Annotated in this window: 17 protein-coding genes and 2 pseudogenes; all 19 read right to left on the minus strand. The window is 43.7% G+C overall.

The genetic code is table 11. The annotated features are described in order from the left end of the window. Positions 1-96: 96 nt before the first annotated feature. The 19 genes and pseudogenes from IAG03_RS00850 to IAG03_RS00940 all read right to left on the minus strand — a co-directional run bounded on the left by IAG03_RS00850 (position 97) and on the right by IAG03_RS00940 (position 16,039). Positions 97-315, minus strand: coding sequence for an IS3 family transposase (locus tag IAG03_RS00850; RefSeq protein WP_346726086.1), 219 nt, complete (start codon positions 313-315; stop codon positions 97-99). A gap of 341 nt (positions 316-656) precedes the next feature. After that, positions 657-1,849, minus strand: a pseudogene (locus IAG03_RS00855) (IS256 family transposase). Positions 1,850-2,291: 442 nt separating this feature from the next. Next, on the minus strand, positions 2,292-3,290 hold the full coding sequence (locus IAG03_RS00860) for a Gfo/Idh/MocA family protein (RefSeq protein WP_249317774.1): 999 nt from the start codon (positions 3,288-3,290) through the stop codon (positions 2,292-2,294). Positions 3,291-3,312: 22 nt separating this feature from the next. After that, entirely contained in the window at positions 3,313-4,065 is a 753-nt protein-coding gene (locus IAG03_RS00865) for an SDR family NAD(P)-dependent oxidoreductase (protein WP_249317775.1), read from the minus strand. A gap of 15 nt (positions 4,066-4,080) precedes the next feature. Next, positions 4,081-5,187 carry a glycoside hydrolase family 172 protein gene (locus IAG03_RS00870; protein WP_249317776.1) on the minus strand — a complete coding sequence of 369 codons (1,107 nt, stop codon included), beginning with the start codon at positions 5,185-5,187 and terminating at the stop codon, positions 4,081-4,083. Further along, positions 5,184-6,749, minus strand: coding sequence for a response regulator (locus tag IAG03_RS00875; protein WP_249317777.1), 1,566 nt, complete (start codon positions 6,747-6,749; stop codon positions 5,184-5,186). Before IAG03_RS00875 ends, IAG03_RS00870 begins: the two co-directional genes overlap by 4 nt. Further along, positions 6,746-8,470, minus strand: a complete 1,725-nt coding sequence (locus IAG03_RS14325) for a histidine kinase (protein ID WP_249317778.1) — start codon at positions 8,468-8,470, stop codon at positions 6,746-6,748. Before IAG03_RS14325 ends, IAG03_RS00875 begins: the two co-directional genes overlap by 4 nt. A gap of 58 nt (positions 8,471-8,528) precedes the next feature. Beyond that, positions 8,529-9,362 (minus strand): carbohydrate ABC transporter permease, encoded by an 834-nt coding sequence (locus IAG03_RS00885; protein ID WP_249317779.1) that lies wholly within the window; start codon positions 9,360-9,362, stop codon positions 8,529-8,531. 13 nt (positions 9,363-9,375) lie between these two features. Then, entirely contained in the window at positions 9,376-10,260 is an 885-nt protein-coding gene (locus IAG03_RS00890; RefSeq protein WP_249317780.1) for a carbohydrate ABC transporter permease, read from the minus strand. A 108-nt stretch (positions 10,261-10,368) separates the two neighbouring features. Further along, positions 10,369-11,802, minus strand: a complete 1,434-nt coding sequence (locus tag IAG03_RS00895) for an ABC transporter substrate-binding protein (RefSeq protein WP_249317781.1) — start codon at positions 11,800-11,802, stop codon at positions 10,369-10,371. A 275-nt stretch (positions 11,803-12,077) separates the two neighbouring features. Continuing rightward, on the minus strand, positions 12,078-12,269 hold the full coding sequence (locus IAG03_RS00900) for an IS3 family transposase (protein WP_249317782.1): 192 nt from the start codon (positions 12,267-12,269) through the stop codon (positions 12,078-12,080). A gap of 26 nt (positions 12,270-12,295) precedes the next feature. Beyond that, positions 12,296-12,484 carry a DDE-type integrase/transposase/recombinase gene (locus IAG03_RS00905; RefSeq protein ID WP_249317783.1) on the minus strand — a complete coding sequence of 63 codons (189 nt, stop codon included), beginning with the start codon at positions 12,482-12,484 and terminating at the stop codon, positions 12,296-12,298. After that, entirely contained in the window at positions 12,484-12,915 is a 432-nt protein-coding gene (locus tag IAG03_RS00910; protein WP_249317784.1) for an IS3 family transposase, read from the minus strand. Before IAG03_RS00910 ends, IAG03_RS00905 begins: the two co-directional genes overlap by 1 nt. Next, positions 12,912-13,214, minus strand: coding sequence for a hypothetical protein (locus tag IAG03_RS00915; RefSeq protein ID WP_249317785.1), 303 nt, complete (start codon positions 13,212-13,214; stop codon positions 12,912-12,914). The genes IAG03_RS00910 and IAG03_RS00915 overlap by 4 nt, the downstream gene beginning before the upstream one ends. Positions 13,215-13,294: 80 nt before the next feature. Beyond that, positions 13,295-13,561 (minus strand): annotated as a pseudogene (locus tag IAG03_RS00920) (hypothetical protein); the annotation flags it as partial. A gap of 68 nt (positions 13,562-13,629) precedes the next feature. Then, a complete protein-coding gene (locus tag IAG03_RS00925; RefSeq protein ID WP_249317786.1) occupies positions 13,630-14,031 on the minus strand; it encodes a hypothetical protein in 402 nt (133 codons plus the stop codon). Positions 14,032-14,082: 51 nt separating this feature from the next. Further along, positions 14,083-14,262, minus strand: a complete 180-nt coding sequence (locus tag IAG03_RS00930; protein WP_249317787.1) for a hypothetical protein — start codon at positions 14,260-14,262, stop codon at positions 14,083-14,085. 7 nt (positions 14,263-14,269) lie between these two features. Next, on the minus strand, positions 14,270-14,995 hold the full coding sequence (locus IAG03_RS00935; RefSeq protein ID WP_249317788.1) for a hypothetical protein: 726 nt from the start codon (positions 14,993-14,995) through the stop codon (positions 14,270-14,272). Between the two features lie 204 nt (positions 14,996-15,199). After that, positions 15,200-16,039, minus strand: coding sequence for a sugar phosphate isomerase/epimerase family protein (locus IAG03_RS00940; protein ID WP_249317789.1), 840 nt, complete (start codon positions 16,037-16,039; stop codon positions 15,200-15,202). Positions 16,040-16,071 lie beyond the last annotated feature (32 nt).

Consider the following 16,071-nt stretch of genomic DNA (forward strand, 5'->3'; position numbering starts at 1 on the left):
ATCATCATTAAAAAAGCCCCTTTTCGCATGGCTAAGTGTACCGATCCCCGTTTAACAGACAAAGAAAAAAGCGTCCAGTCGCAGAATAGCGGCGAATTACACGGCCTTGCTCCGGATTTCAAACGGAGTGAGGCCGTTTTTCAGGCTGATCCGCTCATAGTTGTAGAATCGCACATACTCCGCCACCGCCTGTTCGATTTCGGCCCGGCACAAAAATTTTCTCCGATACAGGCACTCTGTTTTCAGCGTCCCGAAAAAATTTTCCATTGCCGCATTGTCATAAGGGCATCCGGGGCTGGATATTGACGGCTGAATGTGGTATTCTTGGCTTAGGTCAAAGTATGCTTGGTCTGTATATTGAAATCTTGGTCGCTGTGGAGGATTCGTCCATCAGCGACCTTCTCTTTTTTACAGGCATCCCGATGCTATTATAAAAGTGGACACGGAAGGGTAGAAAAAAGCCTAACCGTGGAGTAATATAAAGGCGAGTATTCTACCGGAAAGGAGCTCATCTTTATGTCTAAACACTTAAATCCGTTAGAAAAAGAATTTCTGATTCGCCAGCACCATTTTTCCGCACAGATCCAGTACGGCACACAGATAGGTACTGTCAAGATTTATGCGCAAATTTATTTGCAGACTCCGGCTGAATGAAGTCAGCCGGCAATAGGGACGTCGTTCAAAGCCGCCTCCAGATGCTTCATGTTCATGTACTTCTTGTTGCCCCACTGCGTTCCCGCCACATGACGCAGCCTTGCACAGACCAGCATCAGCGCAGAGTTCCCATCGGGGAACGTTCCCACCACACGCGTCCTGCGGCGGATCTCACGGTTCAGCCGCTCGATCGCATTGTTGGTGCGGATACGCGTCCAGTGCTCGCTGGGAAAATCACAGCAGGTCAGCGTTTCCTCGATGCCGTCCTCGACCTTCTTGGCAGCCTCCTTCAGCTTCATCGCTCTCAGTTCGGCAACGACAGCTCTTGCCTTCTTGCGGGAGGCTTTCTTGCTCTCCTGCGCGCGGATCGCCTTGAGCATTTTCGCTACCATCTTAACCTTGGATCTGGGCACAACGGAGAAAACATTGCGGTAGAAATGCACGATGCAGCGCTGGTATTTGGCATCTGGGAATACTTCGCCCACGGCCTCCAGCATCCCCATGCACTTGTCGCCGACGATGAGCTTTACGCCGTCTAGACCCCGCCCGCGCAGCCGCTGGAAGAAGCTGACCCAGCTGACCTTGTCCTCTTTCATCCCCTCGGCAGCGCCCAGAACCTCACGAAACCCGTCCTCATTCACGGCGATTGCCACCAGAATGGCGACATTTTCGTATTCTCCGCCCCAGTTGCGGCGCAGGCAGATGCCGTCCACATAGACACATACGGATACCGTCCGCCCTGTAGTGGCCGGTTCCGCCAGTCCTCAATGTGGACGCAGGCTTTCTTGTTCAGTTCGCTGACGGCAGTGGGCGAGACCTTGCTGTCCCACAGGACTTCGGTGATGTCTTCCACACGGCGCACGGAAACGCCTGCCAGATACATTTCAATGAGGGCCTCCTCCACGCTGCTCTCCCGGCGGCGATACCGCTCGATGATGACCGTCTCGAAGGACACACCCTTGCGCCGCGGCATATGGAGCGTGACATCGCCGGAGGTCGTGGTGAGGCAGCGGTCATAGCGGCCGCTGCGATAGCCTTGACGGGCCTCGCTGCGCCCGCAGCGGGCCGCCTGCGTCAGGGACTCCGCCTCCTTTTCCAGCAGCTCGTTCAGGGTTTCTTCCACGCTGCTTCGGACCAATTCCTTGATCTGCCCCTTGACTAGTTCCTCATTTAGCTGTACAATTTTCTCGGACATCGTTTGCTGTCTCCTTTCGAATGTTTGTGTTGTGACTTCATTCTACCAGAGCCTGCAAGCTATGTCTTCTTTTATCCTCTTTTCAATTTGCGCAGCTTATCTTACCTTATCCGAAAAAACAGACCATCCTTATTCATTGGAACTTCATTGGAGCAGTCGAACTGCCCCAAGAACAGAAAAAATCGGCATAGCCGGAGCACTCCGAACTATGCCGATTTTTTTCAAGGTATATAATCCCTTAGTGAGACACGCTTTCGCTGTGCTTTTTTCGACAAGCTGTCATGGATATAAAAAAACACCTATGCTTTTTTGTAGTTTCACTTCTTAGGAGAAATAACTATATTCCTCGGCAGACAAACTGCATATTAAGAAAAGTTTTTCTTGTTTTCTTAATGCCCATTTAACTAAAAAACGTTGTATATAGGTTTTATGAAACAAAGTTCTATAGAAAAATCTCCTGATGTTGAAGTAGCGATTTTTGAATTGCATCGCACATTTCTATACTCCAGACGCCTTCCTCAATAGAATAGACCGGTGTTTTTTCTGTCTGAATACAATCGGAAAAATGCTTCCACATTGTAAGATGGCTTTCTTCTGGATCACATGTCAAATCATATGCATTTCCTTCATAAGGAAACACTTCGATTTTGTTGGAATTAACAGAAAGATAGCCTTTTGTGCCCCAAACGGAAATTTGTTCTGCATTTCCATCAAGAATTCCAGAATGACTATAACTAACCTTTAGTGGTGCATTAAAACCACAAATAGTTAAAATATGGTCGTAAGCGCCATAAGTAGGACGCAGATTGCTTCCGGTTGCATAGATCCATTCAGGTTTTCCAAAAAGCTGTGTTAAAATTGCGAGATAATGGATTCCGCCGTCCATAATTGCACCTAGTGGATAATCAGCCTCAATACGCCATTTAGTCAGTGCATATCCATCCATTGCTGATCGTATGCCGTCTATAATATAATGGAAATGCATGTCACAGTAAACTGGTTCTCCTATGGTACCATCGCGCAGAAGGCCTTTCGCTTTCTGTATAGAATCGGCATAAACGAAATTTTCTAGGACATAAACATATTTTCCGCTTATTCTCGACGCTTCCAATATCTGCTTTGCTTCTGGACCATTTACTGCCATTGGCTTTTCTAAAAACACATGTTTCCCCGCCTGCAGTGCGCGAAGTGCCATTTTTCCATTATTTGCAATTGGAAGTGCGACAAATACTGCATCTAAATCTTTTCTTGCTAGAAGCTCATTAACATCCAAATAGCAATCCGCATCTGGATATTCTTTCTTTGCTTTATCTAGTGTTTGTTGTGTTCTAGCACAAAACGCCCGCACCTCGAAAGTTTGGTCCAATTTTTTTATAATTGCTGTATGGATATTCTGCCAAATCAACCCTGGACCGATAATTCCTAAATTCCATTTTACCATTGAATATTCCCCTTTATTTATATTAATAATAAAAAGCTTCCCCTGTATTGTGCCAAAAAAACGGCGCTTCTAAATCATCCTTATGCTTTTCAATCACCATACGAATTCGCTGTGCAGATAACGCCGGCGGCTGTACCTGCCCCATTCCTTTCGGTGGCTGTGGACAGCCATCCTGCATCCTTGTCTGTACACCACCCGGGCAAATACATAAAACTTTGATTTTATAACCTGCATTAATAAAATATCGCTGCATCAGGCAAGCTCCCATATTGAGCGCTGTTTTAGACATATTATAGGCATAAGGGTATTCATCGGCGCGAAAAGTTGCTGTTCGCGTTTCCATAAAGCTGGCAGCACCGGAAGAAATATTGACATATGCTTTTTCATCTCCCTTGCGAAGCAGGGGGATTAATTCTTTTGCAATTCTCAGACTCCCAAGTGCATTGATATTGATCGTATCAAGGAAGCCGTCAACATCAATTTCTTCAAGCGGAAGCTTATAATCTGCGGGCCATACACCTGCATTGTTGATAATCAGCTCGAGTGCATTGCTCTTTTTTTTAATTTCGGCGCACCCTTTTTTAACAGATTCTGTGCAGCCAATATCCATTTGTACAAGCTGCAATTGATCTCCATAGCATTTTTTCAGCGCCTCCAACTCGGGCGTAATAGCACTGCGAATTGCGCCGAACACACGATATCCTGCTTCTAAATATTGTTCTGCTAGCGCAAGACCTAATCCGCGTGCGCAACCTGTTACCAATATATCTTTCATTTATATAACCTCCTTTTAGCGCGGCCACCGCTTAATCGCTTCCGGCAATATCGGAAATTTCCCGTGTGGCTCACTCTGATACCAATATGCAACTGTTGCAAGATCATCCTGTCGTTCAAAGTATCCGTTAATTCCCCAACCGATCTGCTGAACCGTTACCTTAAGATCGTTAGAGAATCGAATCGGATCCAGAATATGCCAACGATACATTCCGCGCATCGGCGGGACATCGCGGACATACTGTTCATATCGGAAATGCATTTTATTTGAATAATATGGATATCCCATAAATGGCGTATTGAAAGTTTCTTCAACTGGCTCTCCGTTCACTTCACCCGGAAATCCCCACGCACCGCCAAAATAGTCCTCCACACCGGTTCCTGCGATAGATGGATAAGGATCGTCTCCGTCAATATAAAATTTCACTTCACCTTCACCCCACCAGTAACGTTCTAAAGACTGCAGCGCCATGTAGGTCCCGATATAGTGTCCGCTACCTTTCACCCCGTCCAAAATTACATAATCTTTTTGTAAGGTTGTAAGTGGATCTCGTCTCCACTGCGCATGAAAATATCCAATATTTTCTGGAAGTTCTTCATATTGACAAAAATCGATTTCCCAGAAAAAATTTGGTATATCAACCGGATGCTGATTTTCAATAGTAATTTTTGCGGATTTGTGGAACGGCATCTGGAAATAGCAGTTCAAACCGCGCGTTGGATTGCACACAATCGGCATGGAATTGACATTGCAGGTCGCGCCAAATCCATTACAGAAAAAATCACCAAGGGGAGATTCTACGGAAGGCGTTTCTTCGCCGTCCCAATACATCCGAAGCACCAGATCACGCAGCACATAATAATTTTTTTCCGTCCGGTCTGTTACTGTAATAAAAATGTGTTCTATTACACCGGGACCATCCAACGCGAGAATAGTAGCCGTTTCCCCTTGCTTCAAATTGGCAATACAGGGACATCCTTTTCTTGTCGGGCCCAAATGACTCCCCGTCATTGCAGCTCTCCCTTTTTCGCCTGTTGGATTTTCTGCACTAACCATGCCAGATCGACCTTTCACGAGAATCGGTAGGTTTCCTAGTCCACTTCCAATCCATTGTGTTTTCATTTTTTATTCTCCCTTTCTTTTTTTGATAGCCGGAACTGTTCCGGCGTACATCCATAATAAGATTTAAATTTGTTGCAAAAATACTGGTCGTTCAAATAACCGACCTGCGCTGACACCTCTTTAACTTTCATTGAAGTCTCACATAATAACGTTTTGGCTTGATTCATCCGCACCTCGTTCAGATATTTTACATAGGTTTTTCCAAACTGTTCTTTAAAAACAACGCTGAAATACGTTGGATACATATGAGACATCTCAGAAAGCATACCCAATGTAATTGGTTCCTGATAATGAAGATCAATATATTCTTTGGCTCGATAAACCGTTTTCCGACTTTGTCTTGCTTTTTTCTGCTCCATCCAATCGAGCATTTGTGCAAATACATCTTCTACCCATAAAGCTATTTCCGTAAGCGTCATACAACGTTGGATTTCTATGTGTGGGAGAAATACACTTTTTTGTTCAATAAGGAAATCTTCGCCAGTTTCCCTGCAAACCGTCAATCCCAGATAAACCATTTGCAAACATTCGTGGCAAAACAACTCCGGAGAAAGATTGTTTTTTAAAAAAACTGCTGTTATATCCCGAACCTGGTGCAAAACTTCTTTGCGATCTCCCATTCGCATATAGAACGCAATATCCGCTTCATACCCCAACAATTCCGTCGGCAAAAACGTCTGATATTCGATTTCTCGCGCAATGGCCAAAGGCTCGTCAAAAAACTTTGCATATTCCAACGCGCGCCTTGCTTCCTTGACAGATTGTAAAAATCCCAAAAATCCATGATACGCATTTCCTATCCCCACAGAAATCATGCACTCTGTAACTTCGGTATACGACCCAAAAGTGGATTTCATCAAATTCTCCAGCGTACTTCTAGCTGGTTTTTGCAAAACAACTAATAGATATTTATTCTTTCCATCCGGAAATACAAATGGCATCAAACCAGCATGCGATAGCTGCATACACCATTTTTCAAGACACGTTTCCAATTCTGTACTGAGATCTGAAAACTCTATTGCACTGGTCAAAAAAAATTCATCACCAGCCAAATAATTGTTATTTTGCTCCTCAACTAACAAAACATCCTGTTCAGAGACTGACTTCCGCATAATCAATTGTTCCATGATTTGTTTGATTTTCGTTTTCCATTTTGAAATTCCAAACTTCTGCTGACACACATCCCGCTCTGCTAAAGCAGTTGAAATATGTCGCATAACCTCGTCAATCTTTTCAACACTGGCAGGTTTATCAACATAATCGGTAACGCCAAATCGCAATGCCTTCCGGATATATTCGAAATCGTTATATCCACTAATAATGATAAAAATTGTATCTGGAAATTCTTTTTTCGCTTGCTGTATCAGCTCCAAGCCATTCATTCCCGGCATTCGAATATCAGTAAAAACAATATCCGGATGAAACATTTTAATCTTTTGCAAAGCTGTTGTCCCATCAAATGCCACCGCACAGACCTCAGCATCATAAGATTTCCAGTTTACGAGAAGTCGCAAACCTTCGACAGTCAGCCTTTCATCATCAACAATCAAAACTTGTTTCATGCATTTCCCTCCGGCAATGGCAACCGTACTGTTACCGTTGTTCCCACTCCCAGTACACTTTCAAATGTGCAACCGTATGGCGTTCCATACTTCAATCGTATTCGCTCAGAAACATTTTTAATTCCATATCCATGTGCAAGTACATCCTCTATACACATTCCAATTCCATTGTCTTGTATAACAAAAACAAGTTCATCGTTTTCTTGTTTTCCGCTAACTACTAGATTCCAATCTCCGTCTTTCGGTTCCAGTCCATGATAAATTGCATTTTCCACCAATGGCTGCAAAAGCAATTTTAAAATCGGAATTTCGAGAATATTTTCATCAATTTTCCAATCTACACAAATTCGATTCTCGTATCGGAGATTTTGAATGTCAATATATTTTTTGATATTCTCCATTTCCAAGCGAACTGGAACCATCTGGCCGCCTTTATTCAATGCAAATTTAAAAATCCCTGAAAGAGAAAGTGCCATCTGAGCAGCTTCTTCAGAACGCTTAAATTTAGAAAGCCAATAAATTGAAGACAAGGTGTTATAAAGAAAGTGCGGATTAATTTGTGACTGTAGATTATTCAGTTCTGCTTCCTTTTCCATAACCGACAGTCTCACCAAATTGTTTTTCAGTAGTTCGTTCTGATCAGCCATTTTTTTTAACTGTCGACCAATCTTCCCAACCTCGTCATTTCCAAAACCTGCCTCTGTAACAGTTTTACCTTCTGTAAAATTTTCAATTTCCTGACTTAGTCGAGCAAGCGGACGCGTAATTGTGCGGGAGGAAATCACAGATATAATAGCCGAAAGGATAATCAATCCGCACATACAAACAACTGTAAAAACAGGGATTACATAATTATCAGCCAACAAATCACTCTTTTTAACTGCGCATAAAAGTGTCCATCCAGTTCGATAATTCTGAAAAGTTGTAACAAGAGCGGAATCGTCTTCATGAAGAAGCGCAAGGACCCCATCTTCTGTAAATCTGAGGGAGTCTTTATTTTTAGATAGCTGCAAAAACTTCAAATCAGAATCGTGGAATTGTACTAAAAAATAATTTGTATTTTTTTGCAAAATTTCCGAAGGAAAAATCTTACCATAAAAGCTCTCTCCAAAATTCATTACTACAACTCCGTAAACTTCTCCAGTCTCCAAATCCCGCAAAAGTTTTGTCACAGAAATACTCGGTGTTGACGCAACCAAATTTTCCTGAATAACATTGTAAAGGAAATAGCACTCTTTTCCTGCGGCAGTTTCCGTTGTATGGTACCAATCTGAATTCTGAAAAGATTGGTAATTTATCGACAATTTTGAAAGATCTTCATTTCCACGATAGCAGTATCGAAATTCTTTGCAGTTAAAAAGATACGCTGTCACAATTCCGTTTGCATTCGAGCAAATCGTCCGAAATTCCCTGTCCAATGTTTGCCTGGTTACAACATCTGTATCTCCAGTCTGCTCCTTAAGAATTTGTGTAATCACTTTATTATCCAGCACCCGGCGCATTAGGGTTTCCACTGTCTTTGACTGGATATCTAACATGCTATTAGACATCTGCAGATTTCCATTAAGCATTACGGTCGTTTTTTTCAGCATACTGTTTACAGAGACTATATAAGAAATTATTCCCAATAGCAGTAATGGAATTATGCCAACCGAAAGAGAAATAAATAAAAATTTATTTCTAATTTTCCCGCAGCCAAATATTTTCTTAATTTTATGCACTGAAATCGCCTCCTGCATACCAGTATACAGAAAAAACGAACCCGAATCTAGGATGAATTTATCCTTTTACCGCACCAGCTGCCAAGCCATCAATAATCTTGTTATTCAGCAACAAATATAACGCAACTGTTGGAAAAATTGAAATGCAGATAACTGCAAATGTAGATCCCCAATCTCGACCTCCCCACGCATCTAAAAACATAACCAAGCCAGCTTGTAACATTCGTTTAGAATTACTCGAAACAAACGTCTGTGAAATGAGAAGATCGTTCCAGATGCCAGTAAAAATCAGCATAATTACTGTAATATACCCATTAAGCGACATCGGCATTACAATTTTAAAAAACATCTTATAGATGTTACATCCATCAATTACAGAAGCCTCCATAATTTCTGCCGGAACATACCGATAAAAGCCAGACAATAGGTATACCGGCATAGAGATCCCGCTTCCAAATACAATAACCAAACCAAAAAGTGTATTCAAAACGCCTAAAGATTGCAATGTTAAGAAAAGTGGAAGCAATAACACAAACGGTGGAATGAACATACCGATCTGCACATACAAAAGAACCGCTTTTGAAAATCTCCACTTCATCCTAGTGACACCAAATGCAAGTGTCACGCTCAGTATCCATGCTGCTAGAATTGAAACAAATGTTACAATTACTGTATTTTTAAACATTAGTCCAACGTTTGACACTTTGATTGCATTGACATAGTTTTGAAAATAGAGCCCTTCCGGAAGCATATACATTGGTCTCGCATATTCATAATCCTTTTTTAACGAAGAAAGAAAAAGCCATAGGAATGGATATAGATTGAGGATAAAGATTGCTGCGATAAACAATTTCATAAAACTTTGTCCTATTATTTTTCTACATTTCCCCATCTTGCTTCCTCCTCTAATCCGTCTCGCGATCTAATCTTGATACTACCTGCGTAAAAACGAGTGTCAATATCAGAATTACCACCGCAAGCGTACTTCCGTATCCATATTCCCAACTGCGGAAAGCTGTTCGATACATATAAAGCGAAAGGACCTCTGTAGCGTGACCCGGTCCACCGTTTTTCGTTAAAACCCGCGGCATATCATAAACCTTTAATGCGTTATTTAATGTTAGCACAGCGCACATGATAGTCACCGGCTTCAACATCGGCAATACAATTTTTCGAATTGTCTGAAACATATTTGCACCGTCAATTCGTGCCGCCTCGTCTAATTCATTCGGAATATTGATTAATCCAGCAAAAAAAATAATTGTATAATACCCAATCCCACGCCACATATCCGCTGCAATCACCGTACCTAATGCAGTTGCGGACGAACCTGTCCATGCTTTCACCATAGACTCTAGGCCGACCGCACTTAATAGGCTGTTTATCAATCCATAATTTGGCTGCACTTCCAGCATTTTCGAAAAAAGTGCTGCAACTCCAACACCAGGAATAATACATGGCAAATAAATTACGGTTCTAGTCGTATTAACAAACCGTTTCAATCCATATTTTAAAATTAACGAAGCAATTAAAGGCAAAACTACACAACCGCCCGCAACCCAAACCAAATATATTAAAGTGATTTTTAAACTGTCAAAAAAAGTTTTGTCTGTAAACAACCGCGCATAGTTATCCAGTCCAACAAAGTTCATATCAATATTGGGCGTTCCCTCAAAAAAAGTAAAATACACTGACCTCAACATAGGTACAAACACAAAGAATGTATATACAAATAAACCTGGAAGCACAAAAACCGCGATTGCTTTTCTATCACGCAGAATCCTTTCCATACCGTCCTTCCACTTCCCTTCCTAATTTAAGCGGAGGGTGATTGAGAAACACCCTCCGCACAAAAACATCGAGCGATTTTAGCGATCGTTCCTATTAAATCTTGAGAATCATTCGTTTATCGGATGTTCTCTATCTGTAATTTCTGCCAATTCCTCTGCATAATCTTGTGCTGTCATTGTTCCCTCATAAACAAGCTGAATGTTTGTCTGAGATGCCAATGTACCGTCTGCACTCATCTTTCCTTCAAACCACAGCGTCGGCGTTTTTACCGTTTCCAGCTTTTCTATAACCAATTGCTGTGTAGGAGATAGGGAATCTTTGTCAATTTCAACTGTCGAAACATATGGCGTACTGTATTTACGATTGGAAATCATGCGGTCTCCCCAGCTTGTCAACAAATAGTGGAAGAACTCATTATTCGTACCTTCTGCCCATTGACTTTTTCCAATACACATTGCAACACCGCAAGCAAGTTCGTCCGTTGCAATAGCTTCATCATATGTAACCGGTCGACCTTCAATATTTCCCCAATGAATTAACCCAATATTTTCTTCTCCAATTTCACACTGATCCGGATCGGAAAGATATGCTACTGAATCCGCAGAAGCAAGCATCATTGCAGCTTGTCCTGTTAAGAAAATCTGATACATATTTGCAAGATCGACAGAAAGGAAACCTTCTCCGGCATAGCCCTTTTGGAAAAAGTCCTGACAATGCTGTACCGCTTCAACAAATTCCGGATCACGGAACGTTGCACCATTTTCGTTTACTGCCGCATCCAAATGAAACTGCGGAGAAATAAATCTAGCTGTGTAGTTATTCAGAAACCATCCGCAAAGCCATCCCTCTGCACCTGCAAATGCCATTGGCTGAATGCCTTTGTTCTGTAGAGTGTCGCAAATAGCCTCATAGTCATCCCAGGTTTTAGGAATTTCAATACCATTGTCTGCGAAAATCTTCTTATTGTAAAAAAGCATATTTAGACTAAAACTTGTCGGTAGCGAGTAGATGGTATCATACGAACTGGTCAACCGCTTGGACTGAATTGCACTCGGAAGCATAAAATCTTCGATTGTCAGGCCGATCTTTTTAATATCCTCTTCCAGATTGATGATTGCATCAAGCTTGATAATATCATCAAGCATTTTTCCATCTTCATAAACGAAGAAATCCGGAACATCATTGGAAGAAATCAGAATTGAAATTTTGGAAGCAACTTCCAGTTTTGGAATTGTTTCAAATTCATAATTCCAATTTGGACGATAACTGGAAATATATTCGTCCAAAGCCTGCTTTACTTCATAACCTTCACTCTGCACACTATCTTCTGCCTGCTGAACAATGACACGAAATGTATAGGACTCGTCTCCCGAGGTATATTCTCCCAACTCCGCTGTATTTTCCGAATCTGCCGTACTGTCTGCGCTCGCCACACTACTGGTTCCATTACTGGATACCGGCTTTTCAGCACATGCACCCAAGGAGCCAATCAACATCAGGCAAGCAAGGAACATTGCAATAAAAGATATTGTTTTTTTCAAAGTTTTTCCTCCTGTCTGTTTTTGATAATAAAGCTAGCTTTTATGATGAATATATTATGAAACCAAACCATCTTTTTGTAAAGCTGTATCTTTTTCTGAATATATTATATTTTTTTCTGATAAAAACTTTTTTGCTTTTTATGCATCCTACAGTATATCTTTGTAGACTTCTCTCCTGACAAATAGACAAATAAAAAACGCCCTGTTGCAGACTTTGGACTGTTTCCCAGCGAACAGACAAAGAAAAAAGCGCCCAGTCGCAGAATAGCGGCGAATTACACGGCCTTGCTCCGGATTTCAAACGGAGTGAGGCCGTTCTTCAGGCTGATCCGCTCATAGTTGCAGAATCGCACATACTCCACCACCTGTTCGATTTCGGCCCGGCACGAAAATTTTCTCCGATACAGGCACTCTGTTTTCAGCGTCCCGAAAGCAGCATTGTCATAAAGGCATCCGGGGCTGAACATCGACGGCTGAATGTGGGATTCTTGGCTTAGGTCAAAGTATGCTTGGTCTGTATATTGAAATCTTGGTCGCTGTGGAGGATTCGTCCATCAGCGGCCTTCTCTTTTTTACAGGCATCCCGAATGGTATCCGTCACCAGCGAAGCGGTCATATCGCCGCCGATCCGGTACGCCAGCACCATTTTTCCGCACAGATCCAGTACGGCACACAGATACACTATTCCCTTAGCTGTAGGAATATGGGTGATATCGGTTGCCCAAAAACGATTGGGGAATGGTTGGGAAAATGCACGCTGCAGCAGATTCGGATATTTGTGAACGGCCTGCTGATAGTTCTGATACGGTTTGCGGCGGCGTGCGCCTGTGAGAGCAGATCGAGCTTGCGCATTATGCGCAAAATGGCTTTGATGCTGACTTTTCTGCCATGCTGTCGTTCCAGGCAGCGGCGAACACGGCGGCAGCCGCAGGTCTGTTTGCTGCGCTGTTGGCAGTCGATGATCAGATCGACAAGCCACTGATCTTTTTCGGGCTTACCTTGCCGTTTTCGCCAGGCATAGCAGCCGCTGCGGGAGACTTCAAACAGGCGGTACATGGAGCCGAACGGATATTTCCCGCAAAAGCGCTCGATCACACGGTATTTCAGCTTCACCTCCTCCCAGCTTCAGACAGAAAATTTCGCAGCAGCTCCACCTGCATCCGCAGCTCAATCAGTTCGCTATTTCGCTTTTGTTCTTCGCTGATCGAACCTTTGCGCGGCCGCCCCTTCGGCTGCGGAACATAGCCGTTGGCAATCAGTCGCTGTTTGCGGTTTTGGCGATTGACAAGTCCTTTGACTTGTGCCTTGCGCAGTCCGAAATGGGCACCGATCTCTCGGTTCGTTTCTCCTGCGGCCTTTCGACGGAACACTTTTTCACTGAGCGCCTCTACTTTCGTATATCCTCTCGACATGACAGCACCTCCTGTTGTAGTTTCTATTCTACAACAGGAGGTGCTTTTTTTCACTGTCCGTTTTCTTGGGTACAGTCCACCATCCGCATGATGTCATTTATTTTCCGATAATTGCGTTCAATGGCGGTCGGATGATACAGAGATTACGAATGATACGGGCATTTTTATCCTGTTCAAGCCGGTTGTATCTCTCTATCTTCGGCGGCTCGTGTTCATTTTGAAAAAATACAGAGCGGGACGCCGATCAAATATGCTACCTTTGACACAAGCTCATAGGTGCTGTCTTTGTAGGCAATCTGCTCTCCGGCATATTCGACGCCATTCAGCTTAGAAGAGGGGTTATCCATGTTTGCCTCCTGTCATGTTCAAAAGAAGAATGGTGCGTTCGTTTCTCGACCTGTGCTTCATGAGAAAATTACAATCCACCTCCACCTTTGTTTCCGCCAAACTCGCAACCGTGCGTGTGGTCATGACCATAATACCATCTTCCATAGCGGTACCCGTAATGCGGAGGGCAATTTGCGCAGTCACCAGTACAGCGTCCGTGGTGAGACTGGCTTTTCTTGTCCAAAAGACTTCCAACCGCAAGTGCCAAGCCAAGTTTTGAAAAGAACCCAAGCTTTGGCTCTTTCTGCTCCGGCTCGTCGAAATCGGTTTCATTTACTGTGGAAGTCTCTTCAATTGCGTCATCTGCAAACACAGTCACATGGTTTCGCCTTGCTACAAGCTCAAGAACTTCATCGTCTGCGGCACCCCAAAGGTCTTCCAACTGTTCCCGTGTAAAGGTGCATTTTGCAGATTTCAGTAGGTCATTCATGGCTGATATATCGCAGCAGCCGGAAAGGTCATAGATTTCATCTGGCGAGAACTAGACACCATAGGCAACCGCTTTTTTTATAAGTCGTGACGCTGCCTTTTCGTCCATATACTCCTGCGCAACCTCAGCGACTTCGGCAGATGCACCAAACGAGGTCAATGAGGACATCCTTTTAATCTGCGTGCTGGTTGCCCAGTCATAGAATTTCTCATAATAGGAGTCCCAATCCATTCATCAATCACGCCCTTCCAATGATTTCAGGAGTTTCCTCCACGGCCTGTGGAACTGAAAAACTCATGTGATGCTCAATAAAACATATTGTGCCTCTCAATTTGCCACCTGAGTTTCCGCCTGGAACAAAAACCGCCTCGCCTCGTTTCAAGGTATCTGTCTGATACTGCTTACAATACGACGTCATGATCTGCTTTTGCTCTTCTTCCGTATGCGGTAAAAATAACCCTGCCGCCCCCTCTTTATCATGCTTTGGCGCAAGCGCAGGATTTCTTGCTACTTGTGGTTTATATAAGGAAACGCCGCAAAAATCAGTTTCCTGATAATGCTTTTTCGCTTCTATATACGAAATATGCATTTTTTGAAGCAAACTTCGCACTGCATCCTGAACTTCTTTGCGTTCTCTCGACCTCCAACAGTCCTGTATCGTCACCTGCAGGCCTGAAGCATCCGGGTAGGGAAAATTTTTATCTGCATCAATCAGCTCCCACAAGGAATGCACCGCAACGTCCGGATGGCATTCCTCGATGATGTTGCTGCAGTTGGCACAAAGCGGCCACACTGCATCGCCTGGAGCAAATTCCGCTGTATGCGGAAGCGCTTTCCAGGAATCCCGCAGAATTCCAGCCGGCATTTTTTCTTCATAGATTTCCACTTTCCAATTCGGAACACAACACTGGATGATCTCCATGCCATAAACAGAAGAGACATAATTCCTGATTTTCAGGCTCACATCCGGAAATTGCGCAGTAAACAGGCAGCGTACAATAAAATTGTTCCTCGCATTATCCTCTCACAGGATCTGAACGGCTCCGCTTACACGCCGATAAGCCCATGCGTTCACAGGCGAAAACCGGCATCGGCATTTCAAAACGCTTTTGTCTTTCTAGCAAAACACAGATTCCATCGCTATGATGTTCTGACTGTATCTTTCGGGTTACAGCTTTGCGTAGGTGTCTTTTAAATATTGCAGGCTCTTCACGGCGCCCTCCGGCCAATACTCCTCCACGATCACGTTCACATACGGCTTATTTTCTTTTATATATCGCAGAAGCGGCAGGAAGTCCATAACGCCTTCCCCAATCGGAACACGCCGAAGCGTGCCGTTTTCCACAACAAAATCTTTCATGTGAAAAACTGCGATCCGCTCCCCAAAACTGGAAAGCGCCTCCTCGATCACTGCAGCGGCGCTTGTATAATTTTGGGCATTGAGCAAATTGACCGAGTCAAACAGGATCTGTAAATTGTCGGACGGCAGCGCATTGAGCATCTGCCGAAAGCTCTGCACATCGTGAATCACCAACCGGTCTACCCCTTCTACACAAACGGTAACCCCAAATTTCTCGGCTTCCGCAACCATCTCCCGCAGGCTTTCCAGCAGGCACTGAAACGCTTCTTCGCTATGGTTCCACGGATCGTAGGCGCCATCCGGGCAAATCGAACCGGTTTCTGTCGCGACAATTGCGCAATCAAAGTCCCGCGCAAACCGTACGAATTCTTTAAATTTCGCAATTTGAAATTGCCGCTGCTCGGGATCCGGGTGAACTGGGTTGATATAACAGCTGAAAACCGCAGTTTGTACCCGCTCCTGCCGAAACGCCTGCGCAACATGATAGGCAAGTCCGGTGTTCAGAATGCCCGGACGGTATACAAAGCCTTTTAATGCATCATCCAACGTCAGCTGAACGCTGTTAAATCCGTTTTGAGAAACACAGGCAGCCAGCTCCTCCGCCGGCAGCCTTCCCCGAAGGTCTTGTGCTCGAACGCCTACTCTCATATGATCATCCGCTCCTTTTCTATCGGAAAGCC

This window comes from Yeguia hominis (assembly GCF_014384705.1).
GTDB classification, from domain to species: domain Bacteria; phylum Bacillota; class Clostridia; order Oscillospirales; family Acutalibacteraceae; genus Yeguia; species Yeguia hominis.